Origin of the sequence: Cronobacter turicensis (assembly GCF_041222865.1) — a bacterium.
Classification (GTDB): Bacteria; Pseudomonadota; Gammaproteobacteria; order Enterobacterales; family Enterobacteriaceae; genus Cronobacter; species Cronobacter turicensis.
In genome coordinates, this window is record NZ_CP165997.1 from 171,563 (window position 1) to 196,977 (window position 25,415).

The window sequence follows — 25,415 nt, forward strand, 5'->3', positions numbered from 1 at the left end:
TTTTCGTTTGCTGGCTTTAGTGATATTGCTCTAAGGAAAAATAGAATATATGCCTGAGAATGACGCTAAGGCCGCACGCCAGCCCGATCGTGGCTATACCTTCCAGAATGATTTTGAAGCGCTCAGCCGGGTGTTTTCACTTCCAGATCTTGACTACACCGATATATCGCAACGTGAACAACTCGCGACGGCAATTGCACGCTGGCCGCTGCTGGCGGAATTAGCGCGTCGTGACGCAGGAGCGCAAGGATGACCGTTCTGGCATTACAGGGCGTACGTGGCGGCGTGGGGACCACCTCCTTAACGGCGGCGCTCGGTTGGGCGCTGCATCAGCTGGGCGAAACGGTGCTGGTGATTGACGCCTCGCCGGATAACCTGTTGCGCCTCTCTTTTAATATCGATTTCGACCACGTCGATGGCTGGGCGCGCGCGCTGCTGGACGATAAACCCTGGCAATCTACCGCCTGGCGTTACGCGCCAGGGCTGGACGTTCTGCCATACGGCGCGCTGCGTCAGGCGGAGCGAGAAAATGATGTGTCGCCTGCGCTCGGCGCGTTCGCGCAGCATCTTCACACGCTAAAAGCGAGCGGCCACTGGCGCTGGGTGCTGCTCGATCTGCCGTGCGGTTTTGACGCCGTGACCCGCAGCCTGTTGCAGGTGGCCGACCGCACGCTCTGCGTGGTGCAGCCCGACGCCAACTGCCACGCGCGCTTACATCAGCAGGCGCTGCCCAACGGCTGCGATCTGCTGGCGAATTTCCGCCTGATCTCAAGCCAGGTGCAAAACGACATCTGGCAGCTCTGGCTGCAAACGCAGCGCCATCTGGTGCCGGTCGCGGTGCATCGCGACGAGGCGATGATGGAGAGCTTCGCCGCCAAACAGCCTGTGGGCGAATACCGCCCGGATTCGCTGGTGGCGGAAGAGATTGTCACGCTGGCGAACTGGTGTTTGCTGCATTACGGGAGTGAAGGCGCATGATAAGCCTCTCCGCGCTGGTGCTTGCGCCGCCGGTTCGCGCGCGGCTGCGCGAGCGTTATATTACCTATCGCCGCAACGGCGCGCCGCCGTTCAGCGCGGCGCTGGGCTGTCTGTGGCTGACGCTCGCCTGGCTGCTGCTGCCGCTGGAAAACCCGCGCTGGCAGGCCATCCGCGCGCAGCACGCGCTGCTGTTCCCGCATATTCATCCTGACCGTCCGCGTCCGCTGGATACGGTGCGTTATCTGCTGCAGGCGCTGTGGCTGGTGACGCTGCGGCCCTGGCGCGCTGTCGGTGCGCCGCGCTGGCGGCCCGTCTCGGCGCTGCAAATCTGGCGCGAGCGCTTTAACCTCTGGCTGGAGTCGCTCCCGCAGCGCTTCAGCGATGAAACCGACCACCTGAACGAGCAGAAAGAGCTGGGCCATATTAATGAGCGCCTGCGGCGCGTCGTGCTTGGCGTGGTGGTCTTTTTCTCGCTGGTGCTGGCGCTCCTGTGCGTGACGCAGCCGTTTAACCCGCTGTCGCAGTTTATTTTCCTGATGCTGCTCTGGGGCGTGGCGCTGCTGGTGCGCCGCCTGCCGGGCCGTTTCTCGGCGCTGATGCTGATTGTGCTGTCGCTGACTGTCTCCTGCCGCTACATCTGGTGGCGCTATACCTCGACGCTGAACTGGAACGATCCGGTAAGTCTGGTGTGCGGTCTGGTGCTGCTGGTGGCGGAAACCTACGCGTGGGTGGTGCTGGTGCTCGGCTACTTCCAGGTGATCTGGCCGCTCAACCGCCAGCCGGTGCCGCTGCCCAAAGATCTGAAAACGTGGCCGTCGGTCGATATTTTCGTGCCGACCTATAACGAAGATCTGCACGTGGTGAAAAACACCATTTACGCCTCGCTTGGCATCGACTGGCCGAAAGACAAACTCAAAATCTGGATCCTTGATGACGGCAACCGCGAGGAGTTTCGCCGCTTCGCCGAATCGGTCGGCGTGGAGTATGTGGCGCGGCCAACCCACGAGCACGCCAAAGCGGGCAATATCAACAACGCGCTGAAGCTCGCGAAAGGCGATTTCGTGTCGATTTTCGACTGCGACCACGTCCCGACGCGCTCGTTCCTGCAACTCACGCTGGGCTGGTTCCTGAAAGACAAAAAGCTCGCGATGATGCAGACCCCGCACCACTTCTTCTCGCCGGACCCGTTTGAGCGCAACCTCGGGCGTTTTCGTAAAACGCCGAACGAAGGGACGCTGTTCTACGGCCTGGTGCAGGACGGCAACGACATGTGGGACGCGACCTTTTTCTGCGGCTCCTGCGCCGTCATTCGCCGCGGCCCGCTGGATGAAATCGGCGGCATCGCCGTAGAAACCGTTACTGAAGATGCCCATACCTCGCTGCGTCTGCACCGGCGCGGCTACACCTCCGCCTATATGCGTATCCCGCAGGCGGCGGGGCTGGCGACCGAAAGCCTCTCGGCGCATATCGGCCAGCGTATCCGCTGGGCGCGCGGCATGGTGCAGATTTTCCGTCTCGATAACCCGCTCTTTGGCAAAGGGCTCAAGCTCGGTCAGCGCCTGTGCTACGTCAACGCGATGCTGCACTTCCTCTCCGGCGTGCCGCGGCTTATCTTCCTGACCGCGCCGCTGGCGTTCCTGCTGCTGCACGCCTATATCATCTACGCCCCGGCATTGATGATTGCGCTGTTCGTGTTGCCGCACATGGCGCACGCCAGCCTGACCAACTCCAAAATCCAGGGCAAATATCGCCACTCGTTCTGGAGCGAAATCTATGAAACGGTGCTCGCCTGGTACATTACGCGGCCTACCATGGTGGCGTTGTTCAACCCGCACAAAGGGAAGTTCAACGTCACCGCCAAAGGCGGGCTGGTGGAAGAAGAGTATGTCGACTGGGTGATTTCGCGCCCGTACCTGATGCTGGTGCTAATTAACTTGCTCGGCGTGCTGGTCGGCGTCTGGCGCTACTTCTACGGCCCGGCTAACGAGATGCTGACGGTTATCGTCAGTATCGTCTGGGTCTTCTACAACCTGATTATCCTCGGCGGCGCGGTGGCGGTGTCGGTGGAGAGCAAACAGGTGCGTCGCGCCCATCGCGTGGAGATGGTGATGCCGGCGGCTATCGCCCGCGAAGACGGCCATCTCTTCTCCTGTACGGTGCAGGATTACTCCGACGGCGGCCTTGGCATTAAAGTGCATGGCGGCGCGCAACTGTTACAGGGGCAGAAGGTGAACCTGCTGATGAAACGCGGCGCGCAGGAGTATGTCTTCCCGGCGAAAGTCGTGCGCGTCTTCGGCGACGAAATCGGCCTCAACCTCGACGGCCTGACCACGCGCCAGCATATCGATTTTGTTCAATGTACCTTTGCGCGCGCCGACACCTGGGCGCTCTGGCAGGACAGTTTCCCGGAAGACAAACCGCTGGAAAGCATGCTCGATATCCTCAAGCTCGGCTTCAGAGGGTATCGCCACCTGGCGGAATTTGCGCCAGCATCACTAAAAATTGTCTTTCGCACCCTTACCACGCTGGTTTCCTGGATAGTGTCGTTTATCCCCCGTCGTCCGGACAGGACGGCTTTGGGGAACGTGCACTCCCGGTTATGGCTCAACAATGATGAATATGCGATGAAAAGAAAACTCTCCTGGATGTGCGCTGTGGCGGTTGGAATGAGCCTGTTGCCTGGCGCCTACGGCGCGCCTGAAGCCACCAACGATCCCAACGCCACCGCCGCGCCGACCGCGCCGGTCGTCGCCCCTGCGACACAAGGCGTGATGACCGCTACCCCTGCGCGCACCGAGGCGTTAACGCCCGCCACGCCGCCTGTCGCGGGCACCGAGCCTGCGCCTGCGACAGAAGGGGCGGTACTCGGCCAGGTGATGCCGGGTGTGGAAGGCGCTGGCGCGCCCGTCGTTCAGGATGGCGCGCCTGCGCGCAACGTCACGCTGAGTTTCGCCAGCATCGCGCCGCCGCCGGGCAGCATGGTCCTTAAAGGACTCAGCCCGGACGGGTTTGTCGAATTCGGGATGCGCAGCGATGAAATTATCTCTAAAGCGACGCTGAACCTGACCTACACGCCGTCGCCGTCGCTGCTGCCGGTACAGTCGCAGCTGAAGGTTTATCTGAACGATGAGCTGATGGATGTCCTGCCGGTGACCAAAGAGCAGCTCGGCAAGAAAACCACCGCCCAGGTGCCTATCGATCCGCTTTATGTCAGCGATTTCAACCGCGTGCGTCTGGAGTTTGTCGGCCACTATCGCGACGTGTGCGAAAACCAGGCCAGCAACACGCTGTGGATGGATATCGGGCGTAACAGCGCGCTGAATCTCACCTTCCAGACGCTGCAGCTGCAAAACGATTTGTCGCACTTCCCGGTGCCGTTCTTTGATTCGCGCGATAACCGCCCGCTGGAGCTGCCGATGGTGTTTGCCGCGGCGCCGGATCTCGCGACCCAGCAGGCCGCGAGCATCGTCTCTTCCTGGTTCGGCTCCCGCTCCGGCTGGCGCGGCCAGCGCTTCCCGGTGCTCTATAACGCGCTCCCGACGCGCCACGCGGTGGTGTTCGCCACCAACGATAAGCGCCCGGATTTCCTGCGCGATCTACCGCCGGCCAAAGGCCCGATGGTGCGCATGATGAGCCACCCGCAAACCCCGTGGGTGAAGCTGCTGGTGATTGAAGGACGCGACGAGAAAGACCTTATTCAGGCCGCTAAAGGCATTGCGCAGGGCAGTCTGCTGTTCCGCGGCGACAGTGTCGAAGTGGGCGACGTAAAACCGCTGCTGGCGCGCCAGCCTTACGATGCGCCGAACTGGGTGCGCACCGATCGCGCCGTCACGTTTGGCGAGCTGAAGAACTATGAAGAGCAGTTGCAGGCGACCGGCCTTGAGCCGAACCCGATTTCGCTGACGCTGAACCTGCCGCCGGATCTCTATCTGTTGCGCAGCAACGGCATCGACATGCGCCTTAACTACCGCTATACGTCGCCTGCCACACGCGATAACTCGCGGATGGATATCAGCCTGAACAACCAGTTCCTGCAATCCTTCACGCTGTTGCCGAAAGATGAAACCAACCGTCTGATGCTGCGCCTGCCGCTGCTACAGGGGCTGCTGGATGGCAAGACCGAAGTGACGCTGCCAACGCTGCGCCTCGGCGCGGCGAACCAGCTGCGGTTCGATTTTGAATACACCAACCCGTTGCCGGGCGGTTCGATTGATAACTGCGTGACCTTCCAGACCGTGCCGAACCGCGTGGTGGTGGGCGATGATTCCACGCTGGATTTTTCGAACTATCATCACTTTATCGCGATGCCGGACTTGCGCTCCTTCGCTAACGCCGGTTTCCCGTTCAGCCGTATGGCGGATCTCTCTGATACGCTTATCGTGATGCCGAAACAGCCGAACCCGGCGCAGCTCACCACGCTGCTGGGCACGGCGGGCACCATCGGCGCGCAGACCGGTTTCCCGGCGGTTAACCTCACGATCACTAACGATGGCGGCGACATGCAGAACAAAGACGCCGATATTCTGGTGATCGGCGCGCTGCCGGCGTCGCTGAAAGATGATAAACGCATCGATATGCTGGTGAACGCCACGCAAAGCTGGGTGAAAACCCCGACGCGCGACGTGACGCTTATCGATACCGATGCCCGCGACCGTCAGCCGCAGATGCAAACGCAGGTGACTTCTTCCGGGCCGATGGCCGCCGTGGTGGGCTTCCAGTCGCCGTATCACGATCAGCGCAGCGTCGTGGCGCTGCTGGCGGACAGCCCGCGCGGTTATGAACTGCTGAACAATGCGCTTAATGACAGCGGTAAACGCGCCGCCATGTATGGCTCTGTCGCGGTTATCCGCGAATCAGGCGTCAACAGCCTGCGCGTGGGCGACGTCTACTATGTCGGTCACCTGCCGTGGTTCGATCGCATCTGGTACGCGCTGGCAAACCACCCGATTCTGCTGGCGATTTTCGCGGCTATCAGCGTCGTGTTGCTGGCCTGGGTGCTGTGGCGTCTGCTGCGTATCCTGAGCCGTCGCCGTCTTGATCCGGGCAACCATGAGTAACGCGTCATGAAAAATCTGTGCAGATGGCTTACGGCGGGGCTGCTACTGGCGACGGTGTCAGCCCACGCCGCCTGTAGCTGGCCCGACTGGGACCGCTTTAAAGGCGGCTACATCAGCGAAGAAGGGCGCGTGATTGACCCGAGCGATCCGCGCAAAATCACGACGTCCGAAGGGCAGAGCTATGCGCTGTTCTTCGCCCTCGCGGCCAATGACCGCGAGGCGTTCGACAACATTCTGCTGTGGACCGAAAACAACCTCGCCGAAGGATCGCTGAAAAACACGCTGCCTGCCTGGCTGTGGGGGATGAAAGGGCCGGACGACTGGGCGGTGCTCGATACCAACTCCGCCTCAGACGCCGATCTGTGGATAGCCTGGAGCCTGCTGGAGGCCGGGCGTTTATGGAAAGAGCAGCGTTACAGCGACACCGGTAAAGCGCTGCTGGACCGCATCGCCAAAGAAGAAGTGGTGAATGTGCCGACGCTTGGCGACATGCTGCTGCCGGGCAAAGTCAGCTTCGCCGAACCGACGCTCTGGCGCTTTAACCCGAGCTATATGCCGCCGCAGCTGGCGCGCTATTTCACCCGTTACGGCAAGCCCTGGACGACCATCCGCGACACCAACCTGCGTCTGCTGCTGGAAACCGCGCCGGAAGGTTTTTCGCCGGACTGGGTCAGCTTTGAGGCGAAGAAAGGCTGGGTGCTCAAGCCTGTGGCGCCGCAAAAACCGCTGATTGGCAGCTACGATGCGATCCGCGTTTATCTGTGGGTCGGCATGATGAACCCGGCGGATGAACAGCAGGCGCCGCTGCTCAAAAAACTTAGCCCGATGGAAACCGCCACCACCAAAGCGGGCCTGCCGCCGGAAAAAGTGCGCGTTATCGACGGCAAAACCCAGGGCAACGGGCCGGTGGGCTTCTCCGCCGCGCTGCTTCCCTTTCTGCAAAACCGCGATATCCAGGCGCTGCAGCGCCAGCGGGTGGCGGACGACTATCCGCAGCAGGACGCCTACTTTAGCTATGTGTTAACCCTGTTTGGCCAGGGATGGGATGAACACCGTTTTCGTTTCACCGTCGACGGTGAGCTGCAACCCGCCTGGGGAGAGTCATGCACAAGTTCGCGTTAAGTATTACCGCGCTGGCGCTTGGCGTCGCCCTCTGCGGGCAGGCGCAGGCGCAATCGGATATCAGGCAGCAGTTGCTCGAACAGGTGCGGCTTGGCGAATCCGCCAAACGTGACGATCTGGTGCGCCAGTCGCTCTACCGTCTGGAGTTAATGAGCCCGGACGACCCGGATGTCGTCGCGGCCAAAATGCGCTATCTGTTGCGTCAGGGCGATAACGCGGGCGCGCAACAGCAATTCGCGCGCTTAGGCAAGCTCGCCCCGCAATCCCCGGCTTATCAGCAGGCGCGCATTACGCTCGCGCTGGCGTCGCCGGAAGGGCGTCAGCAACTGCAACAGGCCCGTCTGCTCGGCACGACCGGGCATACGCAGGAGGCGCTGGCGGCGTATCAGAAACTCTTTAACGGCGCGCCGCCGGATGGCGATCTGGCTGTCGAATACTGGGCGCTGGTGGCGAAAGATCCGGCGCAGCGCGACGAGGCCATTCGTCAGATGCAGGCGCTGAACGCCCGCGCGCCGGGCAACGATCAGCTACGCACGCAGCTGGCGTTACAGCTCTTTTCCGCCAACCGCCAGCAGGAGGGCTTCAGCGTGCTGGAGCAGATGGCGAAATCGGGCGGCGGGCGTGAAACCGCGGCGGATCTCTGGTATCAGCAGATTCAGGGCATGCCCGCGAGCGATAACAGCGTCGCCGCGCTGGAGCGTTTCCTGCAGGTATTCAGCAGCGGCGAAACCGCCGATAAAGCCAAAGGGCTGCTCGCCGAACAGCAAAGCAAACTCGCCGATCCGGCTTATCGCGCCAGAATGCAGGGCATGGCGCGGGTGGAAGAGGGCCAGGGCGCGAAAGCCGTTTCGGAACTCACCACTGCCGTCAAAGCCAACCCGAATGACAGCGAAGCGCTGGGCGCGCTCGCCCAGGCGTATTCCCAGCAGGGCAACCGCGCCCGCGCCGTACCGCTGCTGGAGCAGGCGCTAAAACAGGATCCGAACAGCCCCAACAGCGGCCGCTGGCAGAGTCTGTTGCAGGTGAACCGCTACTGGCTGTTGATACAGCAGGGCGACGCGGCGCTGAAAGCCAACAATCTGGCGCAGGCGCAGCAGAAGTATCAGCAGGCCGCGACGGTGGATAACACCGACAGTTACGCGGTGCTTGGCCTGGGCGACGTCGCTGTGGCGAATAAAAACGACGCGGCGGCCGAGCGCTATTACCGTCAGGCGCTGCGCATGGATAACACCAACAGCAACGCGGTGCGCGGGCTTGCCAATCTGTATCGTCGTCAGTCGCCGGAACGGGCAGACGCCTTTATCGCCACGCTCTCCGCCAGCCAGCGGCGCAGCATTGAGGATATTGAACGTAGTCTGACGAACGATCGGCTGGAGCAACAGGCTGCCACGCTTGAGGCTCAGGGACGCTTCGCCGAGGCCGCCGCGCTGCAACGCCAGCGTCTGGCGCTCGACCCGGAGAGCGTCTGGATAACCTACCGGCTGGCAAACGATCTGGCCTCTGCCGGAGCGCGCCGCGACGCCGATATCGTGATGGGGCAACTGGCGCAGCGTAAGGCGGGCGACCCGGAGCAGGTCTACGCCTACGGGCTTTATCTCTCCGGTAGCGATCGTCAGCGCGCCGCGCAGAGCCATCTCAATACGCTGGCGCGCGACAAATGGACGCCGAATATTCTTGAGCTGTCGCAGCGCTTGCAGACCAATGAACTGATGGAGACGGCCAATCGCCTGCGCGACAGCGGGCAGGAGGCGCAGGCCATCGCGCTGTTGCGCCAGCAGCCCGCCTCTGACCGTATCGATTTAACGCTCGCCGACTGGGCGCAGCAGCGTGGCGATAACGCCGCGGCGCGCGCGCAATATCAGACGGTATTGAAACGCTCGCCTGCCAGCGAAGAGGCGCGGCTGGGGCTTGCGGAAGCGCTGATCGCCGACGGCGATAATGCGGCGGCGCGCGAGCAACTCGCGGCGCTGCAAACGCCTGGCGCAGGCGGCGAGCCGCGCTCTCCCGGCACGCAGCGGCGTATCGCCAATGCCCAGGCGGCGCTTGGCGACACCGCGCGCGCGCAGCAGGCTTTTGCCGTGCTGGCCGCCACCGCCAGAACGCAGCCGCCTTCGCAGGAAACCGCGCTGGTGCTGCGCGACGCGGCGCGCTTTCAGCGCCAGAACGGGCAGCCGCAGCAGGCATTGCAGACCTATCGCGACGCGATGGTCGCCTCAGGTATCGCCCCGACGCGGCCCGCTGATAACGACGTCTTTACACGTCTTACCCGCAACGACGCCAGCGACGACTGGCTGAAGCGCAGCGTGCGCGGCGACTCGGCGGATCTCTATCGCCAGCAGGATTTGAACGTGACGCTCCAGCATGACTACTGGGGCTCCAGCGGCACGCCGGGGTATTCGGATCTGAAAGCGAACACCACGATGTTGCAGGTGGATACGCCGCTGCGCGACGGGCGACTGTTCCTGCGTACCGACGCGGTGAATATGAATCCGGGCAGCTTTAGCGGCAACAGCTACAGCGAGACCTGGGGCACCTGCGCCGAAACGCCCTGCTCCGGCAACGCGAAACAGCGCGCCTCCGGCGTGAGCGTGGCGGCGGGCTGGCGCAACGACACCTGGGATATGGATATCGGCACCACGCCGATAGGCTTCGACGTCGTCGACGTGGTGGGCGGCTTAAGCTACAGCAGCGATCTGGGGCCGATTGGCTATACGCTTAACGCGCACCGCCGACCGATTTCCAGCTCTATGCTGGCTTTCGGCGGGCAACGCGACGCGCCGTCCAACACCGGCACGACGTGGGGCGGGGTGCGCGCCACTGGCGGCGGAGCGAGCCTCAGCTACGATCGCGGCGAGGCGCATGGCGTCTGGGCCAGCCTCAATGCCGATCAGCTCACCGGTAAAAACGTCGCCGATAACTGGCGGGTGCGCTGGATGAGCGGCTATTACTACAAGTTGATTAATGAAAATAATCAGCGCCTCACCATTGGGCTCAACAATATGGTGTGGCACTATGAGAAAGATTTGAGCGGTTATTCTTTAGGCCAGGGCGGTTACTACAGCCCGCAGGAGTACGTCTCTTTCGCGGTGCCGGTGGCCTGGCGGATGAGAACGGAAAACTGGTCATGGGAGCTTGGCGCGTCGGGCTCGTGGTCGCACTCCCGCACGCAGACCGAGCGCCGTTATCCGCTTTCGGGGCTTATCCCGACGCCCGTGATTAACACGCAAAACCCGGCGTTAAGCCGTTACGCCGATAAGGACGCGCTGGAAGAGGGCAGCAGCAGCAGCGGCTGGGGTTATACGGCCAATGCGCTCATTGAAAGACGCATTACGTCGAACTGGTCGGTAGGCGCCGCAGTCGATATTCAGCAGGCGAAGGATTATACGCCAAGCAATTTCTCGCTGTTTATCCGCTATTCGCAGGGCGGCTGGCAGGGCGATATGGATATGCCGCCGCAGACGCTGACGCCTTACGCCGATCGGTAATAAGATTAATGCGCGTTCGGCCCGGCAGCGCGGTTAAATTCCACAACAATGCAGTATACTCCCGCCCGCAATGATAATTATGAGTGATTATCATGCGGGCAGTGGCATCAGTGGAGAATCAAGTTGCGAGTCAGTCGTTCCCTCACGATTAAACAGATGGCGATGGTTTCGGCCGTTTCCGTCTTTTTTCTTTTTATTTTCAGCGTCGTTTTGCTGTTTCATTTCGTGCAGTCGCATCGCTACCACACCGCCATGCAGATGGAAAGCATCGCCCGCTCGGTGCGCCAGCCGCTCTCTGCGGCTATCCTGAAGGCCAATATTCCTGAGGCGGAGGCGATCCTTCGCGAAATCAAACCCGCCGGCGTGATAAGCCGCGCCGATGTGGTGTTGCCCAATCAGTTTCAGGCGTTGCGCATGCGTTTTACGCCGGAGCGCCCCATTCCGGTGACGCTCGCCCGGGTCTTTGAACTGCCGGTGCAGATCTCCCTGCCGCTCTACTCGCTGGAGCGGCCCGCCAACCCGCAGCCGCTTGCTTATCTGGTGTTGCAGGCCGACTCCTGGCGTCTGTACCGCTTTATCATCAACGCGATTTCGACGCTCCTGACGACATTCCTGCTGCTGGCGCTGATCCTCTCGGTGGCGATCACCTGGTGCATCAACCGTCTGATCCTCCACCCGCTGCGGGATATCACGCGCACGCTGAGTGCGCTGGATGCCCACGAGCTGGCGCATCATCAGCTCACCATTCCGCGCCTGCATCAGGATGATGAGATCGGCATGCTGGTGCGCACCTATAACCGCAACCAGCAGGCGCTGGCGCGGCAGGTCGACGAGGCGCGCACCAGCGGCACCCGTTTCCCGCTCACCGGGTTGCCGAATCAGGCGCTGCTGACGGCGCTGCTTGAACAGGCCGTCGCGGGCGGCGGCGCGACCGCATTACTGTACGTGGCCTGTGAGCCGCTGCGTGAGAGTAACGAGTCGCAGCGGGACGCCCTTCAGCACGCGCGCGTGGATAAGCTGCGCTCGGTACTGACCCCGCGTATGGTGCTGGCGCAGATAAGCCAGGACGATTTTGCGATTATCGCGCACGGGGTGAAAACGCCGGAGCACGCGGTGACGCTGACGCAACAACTCCTGGCGGCCCTGAACGAGCCGCTGGAATCGCCTGCCGCCGCGCAAACGGGCGGGGCAAGCATTGGCGTGGCGATGTTTGACGGTCGCCAGAGCGCCTCGACGCTGTACCAGAGCGCGATTTCCGCCGCGCTGGACGCCCGGCGCAGCGGCATTAATCAGGTGGCGTTCTTCGGCGAAGCGTCGGTCAACACCCAGGAAAGCGCGATGCAAAGCGCGCTGGCGCGCCGCCAGTATGCTATCTGGCTGCAGCCGCAGGTGGATATGCGCAACGGCAATATCGTCGGCGCGGAAGCGCTGCTGCGTGAGCGCCAGCCGGACGGCGACTGGACGTTACCGGTGGGGTTTATCGATAACATTGAGTCGAGCGGGCTTATCGTCACCGTAGGCGACTGGGTGCTGGAAGAGGCGTGCCAGTTACTGGCGCGCTGGCAGGCGCACGGCATTACGCTGCCGCTGTCGGTTAACGTGTCGTCGTTGCAACTGTTAACGCGCGATCTGGTGCAGACGATGCTGCAACGGCTGGAGCGTTACGCCATCGCGCCCGGTACGCTGGTGCTGGAGATGACCGAAAGCCAGCGCATCGACGATACCGAAGCCGCCATCGCCATTCTGCGCCCCTTGCGCGAGGCGGGCGTGCGCATCGCGCTGGACGATTTCGGCATGGGGTATTCCAGCCTGAGTCAGTTGCAGAAGATGAAAGCGCTGCCGGTGGACAGCCTTAAAATCGACAAGAGCTTTATCGACAGCCTGCCGGACGATGACAGCGTGGTCTCGGCCATCATCAGCATGGCGAAAAAGCTTAACCTTGAACTGGTGGCGGAAGGCATTCAGAACGAGTCGCAGCGCGACTGGCTGCTGAACGCGGGCGTCACGGTGGGCCAGGGTTATCTTTTCGGCAAGGCGATGACGCCCGCGGCGTTTGAAGACGCGTGGCTCCCGACACCCTGAGCCCGCTGCAAAGGGTGTAAGGTACCAGGAGCTGACGCGTTTCAGCTCATAGATCTTAACATTTATGTTTCCTATTTGATGCTCTGATATTTCTGGCATGTTTTACGGGTGTTACTTTTAGCGCTACAGGTGGGATTTTCACACACAATTCCTGTGGTTATTACCTTCAAGGACACCCCTATGAAACTCTCTATTTTCAAAAGCCTTTATTTTCAGGTACTGACCGCAATAGCCATCGGGATATTGCTCGGTCACTTCTACCCGGAACTGGGCGCGCAGATGAAACCGCTGGGCGACGCCTTCGTGAAGCTGATTAAAATGATTATCGCGCCGGTGATTTTCTGTACCGTCGTGACCGGCATCGCGGGTATGGAAAGTATGAAGGCGGTGGGGCGCACCGGCGCGGTCGCGCTGCTCTATTTTGAAATCGTCAGTACCATTGCGCTGATCATAGGCCTGGTGATTGTGAACGTGATCCAGCCGGGCGCTGGCATGAACGTCGATCCGGCGACGCTCGACGCGAAAGCCGTCGCGGTCTATGCCGAGCAGGCGCAGCAGCAGGGCATCGTCGCGTTCCTGATGGATGTTATCCCTTCAAGCGTTATCGGCGCGTTCGCCAGCGGCAATATCTTACAGGTTCTGCTGTTCGCCGTGCTGTTTGGTTTTGCGCTGCACCGCCTGGGCCGCAACGGCCAGCTGATTTTCAACGTGATTGAAAGCTTCTCGCAGGTCATCTTCGGCATCATCAACATGATCATGCGTCTCGCGCCCATCGGCGCGTTCGGCGCCATGGCGTTCACCATTGGTAAATATGGCGTCGGCACGCTGGTGCAGCTCGGCCAGCTGATTATCTGCTTCTACCTCACCTGTATTCTGTTCGTGGTGGTTGTGCTGGGGAGCATCGCCCGCGCGACGGGCTTTAACATCTTTAAATTCATTCGTTATATCCGCGAAGAGTTGCTGATCGTGCTCGGCACGTCGTCGTCCGAATCCGCGCTGCCGCGTATGCTCGATAAAATGGAAAAACTAGGCTGCCGTAAATCGGTAGTGGGGCTGGTTATCCCGACCGGCTACTCGTTTAACCTCGACGGCACCTCGATTTACCTGACGATGGCGGCGGTGTTTATCGCCCAGGCGACCAACAGCCACATGGATATTTTTCATCAGATAACGCTGCTGGTGGTGTTGTTGCTGTCGTCGAAAGGCGCAGCGGGCGTGACGGGCAGTGGATTTATTGTGCTGGCGGCCACCCTCTCCGCTGTCGGCCATCTGCCGGTCGCCGGGCTTGCGCTGATCCTTGGCATCGACCGCTTTATGTCTGAAGCGCGCGCGTTAACCAACCTTGTGGGTAACGGCGTCGCGACGGTCGTGGTCGCGAAGTGGGTAAAAGAGCTTGATGAAAAACAGCTGCATGACACCCTGAATAACAAGAATTCCGCCGCTAAAACGCAGCAAATCTCCTCCTGATCTCACTCTTTAGCCCGCCGCTGCTTGCTCTGGCGGCGGGTGCCTGCGCATAATTAACTTTTATTTCACGCTATTGCGCGACATTTCCGCATTTTTGCGGTCTTACGAAAAGTTTAAGCGCTCTCTTTGGCGACGGGCCGCAGCAGCCTTTTGTCGCCATTTAACTGTTTTTAACCAGGAATGTTGATCAGGGGTATACATGCAGGGCACAAGAATCCGACTCATCGCTGGCGGCTTACTGATGGTAGCCGCCAGCCTCGTGCAGGCAGAACCGCTCCAGCCCGACCCGGCCTGGCAACAGGGCACGCTGAGCAATGGCTTTCAGTGGCAAATCCTCTCCACGCCGCAGCGCCCTAGCGACCGCGTTGAAATTCGTCTGACCATTAATACCGGCTCGCTGGCGGAAAATACTCAACAGAGCGGCTATACCCGCTTTCTGCCGCGTCTGGCCCTGACCCAGAGCGGAAGCCTCCAGGCCGTGCAGGCGCGCTCGCTCTGGCAGCAGAGCATCGATCCGAAGCGCCCGATGCCGCCGGTGGTGGTTTCTTACGATTACACGTTGTTCAACCTGAGCCTGCCGAATAACCGCAACGACCTGCTGAAAGAAGCGCTGACGTATCTCTCCGATACCGCCGGGCGGGTCGCGATTACGCCGGAAAGCATTACTAAAGCGCTGCAGACGCAGGATATGGTCGCCACCTGGCCGGATACGCAGGATGGCTGGTGGCGTCAGCGCCTGAAAGGCTCCACGCTGCTGGGCCACGATCCTTCTGTCGAGCTGAAACAGCCGGTGGATGCGCAACAGCTTAAAGCGTATTACAAGAAGTGGTACACCCCGGACGCCATGACGCTTATCGTGGTCGGCAACGTCGACAGCCGCGCCGTGGCGGAACAAATCAACAAAGCGTTCGGCGAGCTGAAAGGCAAACGCGAAACCCCGGCTCCGGTGCCGACGCTGTCGCCGCTGCGCCGCGAGCCGGTCGCCATCATGACCGACAGCGTGCGTCAGGATCGCCTCTCTATTATGTGGGACAACCCCTGGCAGCCGATTCGCGAGTCCTCCGCGCTGCAACGCTACTGGCGCGCGGACCTGGCGCGCGAAGCGCTGTTCTGGCACGTGCAGCAGAACTTAAGCAAAAACAACATCAAAGACATCGGCATCGGCTTTGACTGCCGCGTATTGTTCCAGCGCGCGCAGTGCGCCATTAACGTCGAATCGCCGAACGATAAACTCGACAGCAATCTGGCGCTGATCGCCCGCGAGCTGGCTGGCGTGCGTGAAAAAGGCCTGTCGGTGGATGAATTCAACGCCCTGATCGCCCAGAAAAAACTGGAGCTGCAGAAGTTGTTCGCCACCTATGCGCGCACCGATACCGATGTGCTCATTAATCAGCGGATGCGCTCGCTGCAAAATCAGGTGGTGGATATCGCGCCGGAGCAGTACCAGAACCTGCGTCAGAGCTTCCTCAATAACCTGACCGCCGCGGAGCTGAACCAGGATTTACGCCAGCAGTTATCCCAGGAAATGGCGCTGATTCTGCTGCAACCGAAGGGCGAAGAAGAGTACAGCGTGAAGGCGCTCCAGGAGACGTGGGATCGCATCATGATGCCCGTAACGGCAGCGCCTGCGCAGGATGAACCGCGCCCGGATGTTACCGACATTCCGCCAGCCCGCTGATAACCGCACATAAAAAACCCGGCACTGGCCGGGTTTTTTTATGCGCGCATCAATAAAAAGCCCGGCGCAGGGGCCAGCTCATCAGGCGGCGTGGTTTACTGCGGCATCGCCTCGCGCGGGATGATCGCGCCGCGATACTGAATCACGGTGCTGGCGGTCAGGTGGCCGCGTTTTGCCGCGGCTTCTGCGCTGCCGCCCGTCAGGCGTACCGCCAGATAACCGGCGCTGAATGAGTCGCCCGCCGCGGTGGTGTCGATGACTTTCTCTTTCGGCAATTTCACGGCGGGCACTTCACAGAGCGCCTCGCCCTGTACCGCCACCAGGCATGATTCGGCGCCGCGCTTAATCACCACTTCACGCACGCCTGCCGCCTGGGTGCGCGCGATAACGTCGTCGACAGGTTTTTCGCCCCACAGCGCATCTTCGTCATCCAGCGTCAGGAAGGCGATATCGGTGCAGCCCAGCATCTGCTGGTAAACCTGCTGCGTCTCCTCACGGCTCGCCCACAGGCGCGGGCGATAGTTGTTATCGAAAATCACTTTACCGCCGTTGGCGCGGCAGGCTTTCAGCAGGCCGAGCAGCTTCTCGCGACTCTGCGGGCTTAAAATCGCCAGGCTGATGCCGCTCAGGTAGAGGTAATCAAACTGCGCCAGCTGTGCGCAGATGGCGTCGGCCTCGTCGCTCTCCAGCCAGAAACGGGCGGCCGCCTCGTTGCGCCAGTACCAGAACGTGCGTTCGCCGCGCGCGTCGGTTTCGATGTAATAGAGCCCCGGCAGGCGGTTATCCATGCGCTGGGTGAGTTCGGTGTGCACGTTTTCGGCCTGCCAGGCGTCGAGCATCTGCTGGCTGAAGTTGTCTTTGCCAAGCGCGGTCACATAGTGCACCGACAGCGCCTTCGGGCTTACCTGACGGGCGACATAAACCGCGGTATTGAGCGTATCGCCGCCAAAGCCGCGGTTTACCTGCGCGCCTTTTTCCGACAGTTCAATCATGCATTCGCCAATCACGGCAATCTTTTGCTCTGACATAGTGACTCACCTGAAAACGAGAAGATGGGCGTTAGTGTGTGCCGCCGCGATCGCGCAGTCAAATCTTTTAAAACGCTGTTCCATTATTTTTTGAGCTGAACCAATATTCCTGAAGAAAAGCGTTATACCTTATTAACCTGCGGGTCGGACAACTGTGCATAAAGTTCTCAATTCTTGAGCCGATAATTCCTGGACGAGTCCCGGTAAGCCATCACACAACAGGACCATTTACCATGAATTTAAAACAGGTCACTCACCGGTTGGCGTTGCCGTCGGCGAGTGTCGAAAGCCTGCACGAGCGGCGGTACTGGCTGCAGTGCGAGCGCACCTACACCTATCAGCCGATATACCGGACTGACGGGCGCCTGCTGGCGGTTGAGCTGCTGACGGTCGTCACGCACCCGGGCGACCCTGCGCGTCGCATCGCGCCAGACCGTTATTTTGCCGGGCTGCCGGTACGTTATCGCGTGGACGTTATCGAAGAACAGTTACAGGTCCTGTCATCGCGCGCGCCGTTTTTTACGGAAAATAATATTCTGGCGTCCGTTAATGTCGACGGCCCGACGCTGATGGCCATGCGCGACATGCCGCAGATCCGCGTCCTGACTGAATCGCTGCCGTGGGTGCGCTTTGAGCTGGTGGAGCATATCAGCCTGCCGCAGGATTCGACGTTCGCGAGCTTCTGCGAATTCGGCCCGCTGTGGCTGGACGATTTCGGCACCGGTATGGCGAACTTCTCGGCGCTGAACGAAGTGCGTTATGACTACATTAAAGTGGCGCGCGATCTGTTCATCATGCTGCGTCAGAGCAGCGAGGGCCGCAACCTGTTCACGATGCTGCTGCAACTGATGAATCACTACTGCGAAGGCGTGATTGTTGAAGGCGTGGAAACGCTGGAAGAGTGGCAGGATGTACAGCAGTCGCCTGCGCTGGCCGCGCAAGGGTATTTTCTGTCGCGCCCTGTGCCATTCGAAACGCTGGAAAAGGTAATACTCAGACTCTCCTGATGAGCTTTGCGCTGTCGTCAACTATCTTTAGTGGAGGCAGGCATCATCAGGACGAGGTGTGAGGATGACAAAAACAACCAAAATTATCAGCGTGGTAGCAGGGGTTTTCTTGTTGCTGGTCGTAGTCGCAATCATCATTATCGCGACGTTTGACTGGAATCGGCTTAAGCCGACCATCAACCAGAAGGTCTCCACGGAGCTAAACCGCCCCTTTGCCATACGTGGCGATTTGGGCGTGGTATGGGAGCGAAACAAAGAAGAGCCCGGCTGGCGAAGCTGGGTGCCCTGGCCGCACGTACATGCTGAAGATGTCGTACTCGGCAACCCGCCTGATATTCCGCAAGTCACCATGATCCACCTGCCCCGCGTGGAGGCGACCCTCGCCCCGCTGGCGCTGCTCACCAAAACGGTTTATCTCCCGTGGATTAAATTCCAGAAGCCGGACGCGCAACTGATCCGCCTGTCGGAAAAGACCAATAACTGGACGTTCGACATGAAGCAGAGCGAAGGCGAGGAGGCGCAGCCGCCGTCATCCTGGTCTTTCCGGCTCGATAATATTCTGTTCGATCAGGGCCGGTTGCGGGTGGATGATAACGTCAGCCGCGCCGATGTGGAGATCCTCATCGATCCGCTCGGCAAACCGCTGCCGTTTAACGAAGTGACCGGTGAAAAAGGCAAAAAAGGGAACGATAAGGTCGGCGATTATGTGTTCGGCCTGAAGGCGCGCGGCACCTATAATAACCAGCCGCTGCGCGGCGACGGGAAAATCGGCGGGATGCTGGCGCTGAAAAGCAAAGGCACGCCATTCCCGGTGCAGGCGGATCTGCGCTCCGGCGACACCCGCGTGGCGTTTGCCGGGACGGTCAACGATCCGATGAACATGGGCGGCGTCGATTTACAGCTGAAATTCGCCGGTAATTCGCTGGGCGATCTCTACGAGCTGACCGGCGTGCTGCTGCCCGATACGCCGCCCTTTGAAACCGACGGCCGCCTGGTGGCGAAAATCAACAGCGATAAAGGCTCGGTCTATGACTACCGCGGCTTTAACGGGCGCATTGGCGAGAGCGATATTCACGGCTCGCTGACCTACAGCCAGGGCAAACCGCGGCCGAAACTGGAAGGGGATCTGGAGTCGCGCCAGCTGCGGCTTGCCGACCTCGGCCCGCTGATCGGCGTCGATTCCGGCGCCGGGGCGGAGAAGAGCAAGAATTCCGAGCAGAAAAAAGGCGAAAAACCGGCGCAGCCCGGCGACAAAGTGCTGCCGCACGACACCTTTGAAACCAACAAGTGGGACGTGATGGATGCCGACGTGCGCTTTAAAGGCCGCCGCATCGAGCACAGCTCACGCCTGCCGATTAGCGATCTCACCACCCATATTCTGCTCGCCAATGGCGATTTGCGTCTTAAGCCGCTGAAATTTGGTATGGCGGGCGGCACTATCGACGCCAATATTCATCTCGACGGCGACAAGCAACCGATGCAGGGCGCGGCGGACATCCAGGCGCGGCGTCTGAAGCTTAAAGAGCTGATGCCGGACGTGGAGCTGATGCAGCGTACGCTTGGCGAACTGAACGGTGATGCGAAACTGCGCGGCACCGGCAACTCTGTCGCGTCGTTGCTCGGCACCAGTGATGGCAACCTGAAGCTCCTGATGAATGACGGCGTCATCAGCCGCAACCTGATGGAAATACTGGGGCTTAACGTGGGTAACTTTATCGTCGGGCAGATTTTCGGCGACGACGAAGTGCGGGTGAACTGCGCGGCGGCGAACCTGAACCTGACCAACGGCGTGGCGCGTCCGGAGATTTTCGCCTTTGATACCGAAAATGCGCTGATTAATATTACCGGCACCACCAGTTTCGCCGACGAGCGGCTGGATCTCACCGTTAACCCGGAAAGCAAAGGAGTGCGCATCGTGACGCTGCGCTCGCCGCTGTACGTGCGCGGCACCTTTAAAGATCCGGATTATGGCGTGAAACCGGGGCCGTTGATTGCCCGCGGCGCCGTCGCGGCGGCGCTCGCGACGCTGGTCACGCCCGCCGCCGCGTTGCTGGCGCTGATTTCGCCGTCCGAAGGCAGCGAGAACCAGTGCAGCACGATCCTCGGGCAGATGAAGAAGTAATGACGTTTAAGTACAAGGTGGGTGCGCTACGCTTACCCACCCTACATCATCTCTCTCCCGGCACGCAGCCTGTAGGGCGGGTAAGCGCCGCGCACCCGCCGCCAGGCGCAGGCCGTCAATATCATTTGTAGAGCGGGTAAGCGCCGCGCACCGGCCGTCAGGCGCAGGCCGTTAATATCATGCGTAGAGCGGGTAAGCGCCGCGCACCCGCCGTCAGGCGCAGCCGTTCATATCATTTGTAGGGCGGGTAAGCACCGCGCACCCGCCAGCCCCACAGCCGTACCCCATAAAAAAGGCCGCCCGCGGGCAGCCTTTTTATTAACATGCTTCAATCACAGCGACTGATGACGCGTCTCTTTGGTGGCAATCAGCGCGATAAGCGTCAGCGCCGCCATCGCCGCCAGATAAATCCCCACGTAAAACAGCCCATAATTCGCCTGCAGCCAGGTGGCGATATACGGCGCGACCGATGCGCCGAGAATCGACGACACATTGTAGGAGAACGACGCGCCGGTGTAGCGCACTTCGGTCGGGAACAGCTCCGGCAGCAGCGCGCCCATCGGGCCAAACGTCAGGCCCATCAGGCTCAGGCCAATCAACAGATACGCCATCACCATCGTCTGGCTGCCGGAACCCAGCAGCGGCGGGAACACGAACAGCGCGAACAGCAGAATCAGCGTGGTAATAACGATCATGCTCTTACGACGCCCGAAACGGTCCGCCAGCAGGCCCGCGATCGGCACCATCAGGCCAAAGCCTATCACCGCCATCATCAGCATCCACAGCACGTCGTTACGCGGGAAGCCCAGCCCGCCCTGCGCCGCCGGCGTGGTGCTGAAGGTCATCGAATAGACCGTCATGATGTAAAACAGCGTATACGTGGCGAGCATAATGAACGTGCCAAGCACCGTGACGCGCATATGTTTCGTCAGCAGCGTGCCAAGCGGCACTTTCACCTGCTTCTTCGCTTTGGCGATTTTGGCGAAAACCGGCGTTTCATGCAGCGACACGCGCACATACAGGCCAATCAGCACCAGCACGGCGGAGAAGATAAACGGCACGCGCCAGCCCCAGCTCATGAACTGCTCGTCGGTCAGCAGCCACGAGAGCAGCAGGAACGTACCGTTGGCGAAGAAGAAGCCGATAGGCGCGCCGAGCTGCGGGAAGGAGCCATACAGCGCGCGTTTATGCGCCGGAGCGTTCTCGGTGGCCAGCAGCGCCGCGCCGCCCCATTCGCCGCCCAGGCCCAGGCCCTGGCCGAAGCGCGCCAGCGCCAGCAGCAGCGGGGCCATAATGCCGATTGATTCATAGCCTGGCAGAAGGCCGATCAGGACGGTTGAAATGCCCATGGTCAGCAGCGAGGCCACGAGCGTGACCTTACGGCCCACGCGGTCGCCGAAATGGCCAAACACCGCGGAGCCGATAGGGCGCGCCACGAAGGCGATGGCAAACGTCGCCAGCGACTGTAGCGTCGCGGCGGTCGGATCGCCCTGCGGGAAGAAAATGTGCGGGAACACAATCACCGCCGCGGTGGCGTAAATGTAGAAATCGAAGAACTCAATGGCGGTGCCGATGAGCGAGGCGATGACGACCTTACTGCGCGAGTTAACGGGCGTGGCGTCTTGTTCGTTGTCGATGCTGGTGGCGATGGATGCTTGCATAGAATTTTCTTATTTTAGTACCGTCGAAACCCCATATTAGCCACAGCAAAAACGACATTTCAATTCAGCAGACGCCGCAAAGGCGCGCAAAAAACAGGCAAAAAGCGGATAGTTTTAGCGCCAGCTGATTCTCTTCTATGAAATGCTTCACAGAATTTTATATTCAGTCGATAAAACTGGTTTTAGGTTAAATAAAAGTTACACCCTGGATTTTTATTCTGAAAGGAAGACGGCGGGCTGAAAAAATGCGTTTTTCCGGCCCGCGCGAAGGCGTCAGGTATCGCTTTTACCCGGCATCTGCGGGTCGTTTTTATATTGCGCGGTGGCTATCCAGGCGGAGCAGAACAGCGTCAGGCGCGCGAAGAAATAGAAGAACGCCATCAGCCCCAGCACCGAGCCGAACGCCGCGCCGGATGGCGATTTCACCAGCGACGGCAGCGTATAGGTCATAATGATTTTGATAACTTCAAAGCCAATGGCCGCAATTACGGTGCCGCGCAGCAGCGCTTTTTTGCGTGGGCGATGACGCGGCAGACGCCAGAAAATCCAGAAGAAAAGCAGATAGTTGGCGCAGAAGGAGACCGCAAGCCCGATCATATGCCAGACCGGTTTCAGCCAGCCGATGGCGTCCAGGCGCAGCAGCCGGATAATCGTCTCCTGGGCCGAGCCCGCGACAGAGGTAATAGACATCGTGATGACCAGCGCCACCAGCAGGCCAATCAGCGAAATAAAATCGCGCAGGTATTTCAGCCAGAACTTTTCTTTATCTTCAACCGCGCCGCGCTCCCAGTCGTCACGGAACTGCGCGCGGATAGCCTCGCGCAGATACCCCATCCAGTTCACGCCGGAATAGAGCGCGACGGCAAAGCCGACAATCCCGACGGTGGTGCGCTGCTCCACGGCGGCGTTAATGCTGCTGCTGAGCGTTTTCGCAAGCGTCGGATCGCTGACGCTTTGCAGAATTTTATTAAAAATATCCTGGAGCAGCGTCGGGTGCGAGGCGAGCACAAAACCCGCGACCGCAAACGACACCATCAGGATCGGGATCATCGATAAAAACGAAAAATAGGTAATGGCAGCGCCGAACTGGTTCCCCATACGTTCGTTAAACCGTTCAAAGGCGCGGATCAGATGAGCGACCGCCGGACGGCGCTCCACGTTCTCGACCTTCTGTTTCACGGCGCCGATGACGCCCTCAGCGGGTTTGTCATCGGTTTTTTTCTCTTCAGGGCGCGTATCCAGCTGCGGGACAGGCTGGTATTTCAGATCTTCGGTCGGGCGTTTAGCAGGCTGCTCCGGCGTGGTCATTAGCGTTGATTCCTTTTATTTTTTACAACTTGCTTCCAAGTATAGCCCGCTGCTAGTCAACGTAACCTTTCATGACGGTCGCCAGCCACTCCATAAACAGGTGTACGCGGCGCGAGAGATGCCGCCGGTGCGGATAAATCAGCGAGACCGGCATCGGCGCGGCGCGATATTGCGGCAGCACTTCCACGAGTTTTCCGCTGCGCAGCGCTTCTCGTACCCCGATGCGCGGCACCTGAATAATCCCCAGCCCGGCGAAACAGGCGGCCTGGTAGGTTTCCGTGCTGTTCACCGTCAACACGCCGCCGGTTGGTATCCACTCACTTCCGTTTTCACGCCCGATTTCAAAGCCTGCCGGTCGTGTGCCAAGCGTGGGCGTGTAATGCACCAGCGCGTGCGACGCGAGATCGTCGAGCGTTTCCGGGCAGCCGAAGCGCGCCAGATAGTCCGGGCTTGCGCAGTTAACCTGGCTTAATTTGCCAAGCGGACGCGCTACCAGCCCGGAATCCTTCAGCTGGCCGACGCGCACCACGCAGTCGAAGCCTTCGCGCACCACATCCACCAGACGGTCGCTGCTGCCCAGCTCAAGGGCGATGCCGGGGTAGTGGTGAAGAAACTCCGGCAGACGCGGGATCACCACGCTTTGCGCCACCGCGACCGGCATATCGACCCGCAGCCGCCCGCTGATGCTCGCCGGATCGTGCAGAAACAGCCCGTCCAGCTCGTCGAGATTAGCGAGCAGGTCGCGCGCGCGCTCGTAATAGACCTGGCCGTCCTGAGTAAGATGTACCCGTCGCGTTGTGCGGTGCAGCAGACGCGTGCCGAGCGCGCTCTCCAGCGCCTGTACCTGTCGCGACACGCTGCCCTTAGGCAGGCTCAGGGTCTCGGCGGCGCGGGTAAAACTCTCCAGCTCCGCGACTCGCACGAATAAACGCATTGCGTGAATTTTATCCATCGCTCGCCCTCATTGTTGTTGTTAATGAAACAGTAAAGCTTATTTTGCGCTCTTTATCGTTTCTGTGTCAGCTAATAAGCTCTTTTTTAATCATCACCCTGACCCAGAAGAGGTATTTATGACGCAACGTATCGCAATCATTACCGGTGGCAGCCGCGGGCTTGGTAAAAACGCAGCGCTGAAGCTCGCTGAACGTGGAATTGGCGTTTTGCTGACATACCAGAGCCGACGGGAAGATGCCGAGGCCGTCGTACATGAAATTGAACAAAAAGGCGTGAAAGCAGCGGCTCTTGCATTGAATGTCGCCGATAGCGCGTCTTTCCCGACATTCGTTTCGCAGGTGAAGGCGCAGCTGCAACAGACCTGGCAGCGCGCCAGTTTTGATTATTTAATCAACAATGCGGGGATTGGCATTTATGCGCCGTTTGGGGAGTTCAGCGAAGCGCAGTTTGATGAGTTAGTGAACATTCACTTCAAAGGACCGTTCTTCCTGACCCAACAACTGCTGCCGCTGATCAACGATGGCGGACGTATCCTCAACGTCTCCAGCGGACTGACGCGCTTTGCCCTGCCGGGCTACTCCGCGTATGCCTCGATGAAAGGCGCGATGGAAGTGCTCACGCGCTATCAGGCAAAAGAGCTCGGCAGCCGCAATATTGCGGTGAATATCATCGCGCCTGGCGCGATTGAAACTGATTTTGGCGGGGGGCGGGTGCGCGATAACGAGGAGCTTAACCGCTTTATCGCCTCGCAGACGGCGCTGGGGCGCGTGGGCCTGCCTGATGATATCGGCGCGGCGATAGCGGTGATTATCGGCGACGAGCTGGGCTGGATGAATGCGCAGCGGATTGAGGTTTCCGGCGGGATGTTCCTGTAAAAGACCGCCTTGCCCGGCGCAACCGGGCAAGGCAGGGTAGCGTTATTCTTTCTGGAAATGCGTCACGCGAATGCGGTACGGCTGCTGTTTCTTATCCAGCGTGCCGCTGATCCCCACCAGTTCATCCGGGCTGACATCTTTGCCTTCAAAAACCGCATGCGGGATCATCACGTCGATATCGCCGCCTTTATCGCGGAACTGATAGACATCTTCGCCTTTCTTCTTAATCAGATAGCCACGCAGCGTTACGGACGCGCCGTCGTGCATCTCTTTCGCCTGTTTAACGTCTATCGAACGGGCATCCGTGATGCCGCGATAGCCTTCTTTAAGCTGATGCGGCGGCGGCGGCGCTTCGTCGTTTTTAAAGCCACCTTTCTCTTCCGCCAGCGCAGGCAGCGCTAATAACGCGGAAAGCGTTGCGATAATCACTGTTTTTTTCATACGTCTCCCTGTGTTTTTTCAGGTGAATGTCTTTTAAGCCTGGCACAAGGAAGCAAAAACGTCTTTCAGCGTAGTCGCATGTGGAGGGCAGGCGGCGGAGAATTCAGACGGTCAGGCGGCGGGTGCGCTGCGCTTACCCGCCCTGCCAAA

General features: G+C 60.1%; 15 protein-coding genes and 2 pseudogenes. 12 read left to right on the forward strand and 5 right to left on the reverse strand.

Annotation, left to right across the window (positions count from 1 at the left end; genetic code table 11):
* Positions 1-49: 49 nt before the first annotated feature.
* From bcsR to AB8W27_RS00860, 9 genes and pseudogenes are all read left to right on the forward strand, one after another.
* Positions 50-253: a cellulose biosynthesis protein BcsR gene (bcsR, locus tag AB8W27_RS00820; protein ID WP_004387626.1), complete on the forward strand. Its 204-nt coding sequence runs from the start codon at positions 50-52 to the stop codon at positions 251-253.
* Positions 250-978 carry a cellulose biosynthesis protein BcsQ gene (gene bcsQ / locus AB8W27_RS00825; RefSeq protein ID WP_015742858.1) on the forward strand — a complete coding sequence of 243 codons (729 nt, stop codon included), beginning with the start codon at positions 250-252 and terminating at the stop codon, positions 976-978. Before bcsR ends, bcsQ begins: the two co-directional genes overlap by 4 nt.
* Positions 975-3,592, forward strand: a pseudogene (bcsA, locus tag AB8W27_RS00830) (UDP-forming cellulose synthase catalytic subunit). The gene bcsQ and the pseudogene bcsA overlap by 4 nt, the downstream one beginning before the upstream one ends.
* Positions 3,593-3,614: 22 nt before the next feature.
* Positions 3,615-6,035: pseudogene (gene bcsB, locus AB8W27_RS00835) on the forward strand (cellulose biosynthesis cyclic di-GMP-binding regulatory protein BcsB); the annotation flags it as partial.
* Between the two features lie 6 nt (positions 6,036-6,041).
* The gene (gene bcsZ / locus AB8W27_RS00840; RefSeq protein ID WP_015742855.1) at positions 6,042-7,157 is read left to right on the forward strand and encodes a cellulose synthase complex periplasmic endoglucanase BcsZ; all 1,116 of its coding nucleotides are present in this window, start codon (positions 6,042-6,044) and stop codon (positions 7,155-7,157) included.
* On the forward strand, positions 7,139-10,642 hold the full coding sequence (gene bcsC, locus AB8W27_RS00845; RefSeq protein ID WP_015742854.1) for a cellulose synthase complex outer membrane protein BcsC: 3,504 nt from the start codon (positions 7,139-7,141) through the stop codon (positions 10,640-10,642). Before bcsZ ends, bcsC begins: the two co-directional genes overlap by 19 nt.
* A gap of 123 nt (positions 10,643-10,765) precedes the next feature.
* Positions 10,766-12,724 carry a sensor domain-containing phosphodiesterase gene (locus AB8W27_RS00850; RefSeq protein ID WP_041924035.1) on the forward strand — a complete coding sequence of 653 codons (1,959 nt, stop codon included), beginning with the start codon at positions 10,766-10,768 and terminating at the stop codon, positions 12,722-12,724.
* 180 nt (positions 12,725-12,904) lie between these two features.
* The gene (locus tag AB8W27_RS00855; RefSeq protein WP_041924034.1) at positions 12,905-14,191 is read left to right on the forward strand and encodes a dicarboxylate/amino acid:cation symporter; all 1,287 of its coding nucleotides are present in this window, start codon (positions 12,905-12,907) and stop codon (positions 14,189-14,191) included.
* Between the two features lie 199 nt (positions 14,192-14,390).
* Positions 14,391-15,869 carry a pitrilysin family protein gene (locus AB8W27_RS00860; RefSeq protein WP_015742851.1) on the forward strand — a complete coding sequence of 493 codons (1,479 nt, stop codon included), beginning with the start codon at positions 14,391-14,393 and terminating at the stop codon, positions 15,867-15,869.
* Positions 15,870-15,964: 95 nt separating this feature from the next.
* Here the strand turns inward: AB8W27_RS00860 and AB8W27_RS00865 are convergent, their stop codons facing one another.
* Positions 15,965-16,897 (reverse strand): sugar kinase, encoded by a 933-nt coding sequence (locus AB8W27_RS00865; protein ID WP_015742850.1) that lies wholly within the window; start codon positions 16,895-16,897, stop codon positions 15,965-15,967.
* Positions 16,898-17,130: 233 nt separating this feature from the next.
* Between AB8W27_RS00865 and pdeH the strand changes: the two genes are divergently transcribed.
* Positions 17,131-17,904, forward strand: coding sequence for a cyclic-guanylate-specific phosphodiesterase (pdeH, locus tag AB8W27_RS00870; RefSeq protein WP_015742849.1), 774 nt, complete (start codon positions 17,131-17,133; stop codon positions 17,902-17,904).
* Between the two features lie 64 nt (positions 17,905-17,968).
* The gene (locus AB8W27_RS00875; RefSeq protein WP_015742848.1) at positions 17,969-20,026 is read left to right on the forward strand and encodes an AsmA family protein; all 2,058 of its coding nucleotides are present in this window, start codon (positions 17,969-17,971) and stop codon (positions 20,024-20,026) included.
* A gap of 332 nt (positions 20,027-20,358) precedes the next feature.
* Here AB8W27_RS00875 and AB8W27_RS00880 read toward each other — a convergent pair whose 3' ends face one another.
* The 3 genes from AB8W27_RS00880 to AB8W27_RS00890 form a co-directional block, all read right to left on the reverse strand.
* Positions 20,359-21,687, reverse strand: a complete 1,329-nt coding sequence (locus AB8W27_RS00880; RefSeq protein WP_007765262.1) for an MFS transporter — start codon at positions 21,685-21,687, stop codon at positions 20,359-20,361.
* A 273-nt stretch (positions 21,688-21,960) separates the two neighbouring features.
* Positions 21,961-22,995 (reverse strand): inner membrane protein YhjD, encoded by a 1,035-nt coding sequence (gene yhjD, locus AB8W27_RS00885; protein ID WP_015742847.1) that lies wholly within the window; start codon positions 22,993-22,995, stop codon positions 21,961-21,963.
* 52 nt (positions 22,996-23,047) lie between these two features.
* The gene (locus AB8W27_RS00890; RefSeq protein WP_015742846.1) at positions 23,048-23,947 is read right to left on the reverse strand and encodes a LysR family transcriptional regulator; all 900 of its coding nucleotides are present in this window, start codon (positions 23,945-23,947) and stop codon (positions 23,048-23,050) included.
* A gap of 118 nt (positions 23,948-24,065) precedes the next feature.
* Between AB8W27_RS00890 and AB8W27_RS00895 the strand changes: the two genes are divergently transcribed.
* Positions 24,066-24,824 carry an SDR family NAD(P)-dependent oxidoreductase gene (locus tag AB8W27_RS00895; protein WP_015742845.1) on the forward strand — a complete coding sequence of 253 codons (759 nt, stop codon included), beginning with the start codon at positions 24,066-24,068 and terminating at the stop codon, positions 24,822-24,824.
* A gap of 42 nt (positions 24,825-24,866) precedes the next feature.
* Here AB8W27_RS00895 and AB8W27_RS00900 read toward each other — a convergent pair whose 3' ends face one another.
* Complete coding sequence (locus AB8W27_RS00900; protein ID WP_007702943.1) at positions 24,867-25,265, reverse strand: YdeI family stress tolerance OB fold protein; 399 nt, start codon at positions 25,263-25,265, stop codon at positions 24,867-24,869.
* Between the last annotated feature and the right edge of the window lie 150 nt (positions 25,266-25,415).

Bases quoted from the DNA above. Each gene is read 5' to 3' on its own strand.
- bcsR (WP_004387626.1), top strand. From the start codon at position 50: ATGCCTGAGAATGACGCTAAGGCCGCACGCCAGCCCGATCGTGGCTAT.
- bcsQ (WP_015742858.1), top strand. From the start codon at position 250: ATGACCGTTCTGGCATTACAGGGCGTACGTGGCGGCGTGGGGACCACC.
- bcsZ (WP_015742855.1), top strand. From the start codon at position 6,042: ATGAAAAATCTGTGCAGATGGCTTACGGCGGGGCTGCTACTGGCGACG.
- bcsC (WP_015742854.1), top strand. From the start codon at position 7,139: ATGCACAAGTTCGCGTTAAGTATTACCGCGCTGGCGCTTGGCGTCGCC.
- AB8W27_RS00855 (WP_041924034.1), top strand. From the start codon at position 12,905: ATGAAACTCTCTATTTTCAAAAGCCTTTATTTTCAGGTACTGACCGCA.
- AB8W27_RS00860 (WP_015742851.1), top strand. From the start codon at position 14,391: ATGCAGGGCACAAGAATCCGACTCATCGCTGGCGGCTTACTGATGGTA.
- AB8W27_RS00865 (WP_015742850.1), bottom strand. From the start codon at position 16,897: ATGTCAGAGCAAAAGATTGCCGTGATTGGCGAATGCATGATTGAACTG.
- pdeH (WP_015742849.1), top strand. From the start codon at position 17,131: ATGAATTTAAAACAGGTCACTCACCGGTTGGCGTTGCCGTCGGCGAGT.
- AB8W27_RS00875 (WP_015742848.1), top strand. From the start codon at position 17,969: ATGACAAAAACAACCAAAATTATCAGCGTGGTAGCAGGGGTTTTCTTG.
- AB8W27_RS00880 (WP_007765262.1), bottom strand. From the start codon at position 21,687: ATGCAAGCATCCATCGCCACCAGCATCGACAACGAACAAGACGCCACG.
- yhjD (WP_015742847.1), bottom strand. From the start codon at position 22,995: ATGACCACGCCGGAGCAGCCTGCTAAACGCCCGACCGAAGATCTGAAA.
- AB8W27_RS00890 (WP_015742846.1), bottom strand. From the start codon at position 23,947: ATGGATAAAATTCACGCAATGCGTTTATTCGTGCGAGTCGCGGAGCTG.
- AB8W27_RS00895 (WP_015742845.1), top strand. From the start codon at position 24,066: ATGACGCAACGTATCGCAATCATTACCGGTGGCAGCCGCGGGCTTGGT.
- AB8W27_RS00900 (WP_007702943.1), bottom strand. From the start codon at position 25,265: ATGAAAAAAACAGTGATTATCGCAACGCTTTCCGCGTTATTAGCGCTG.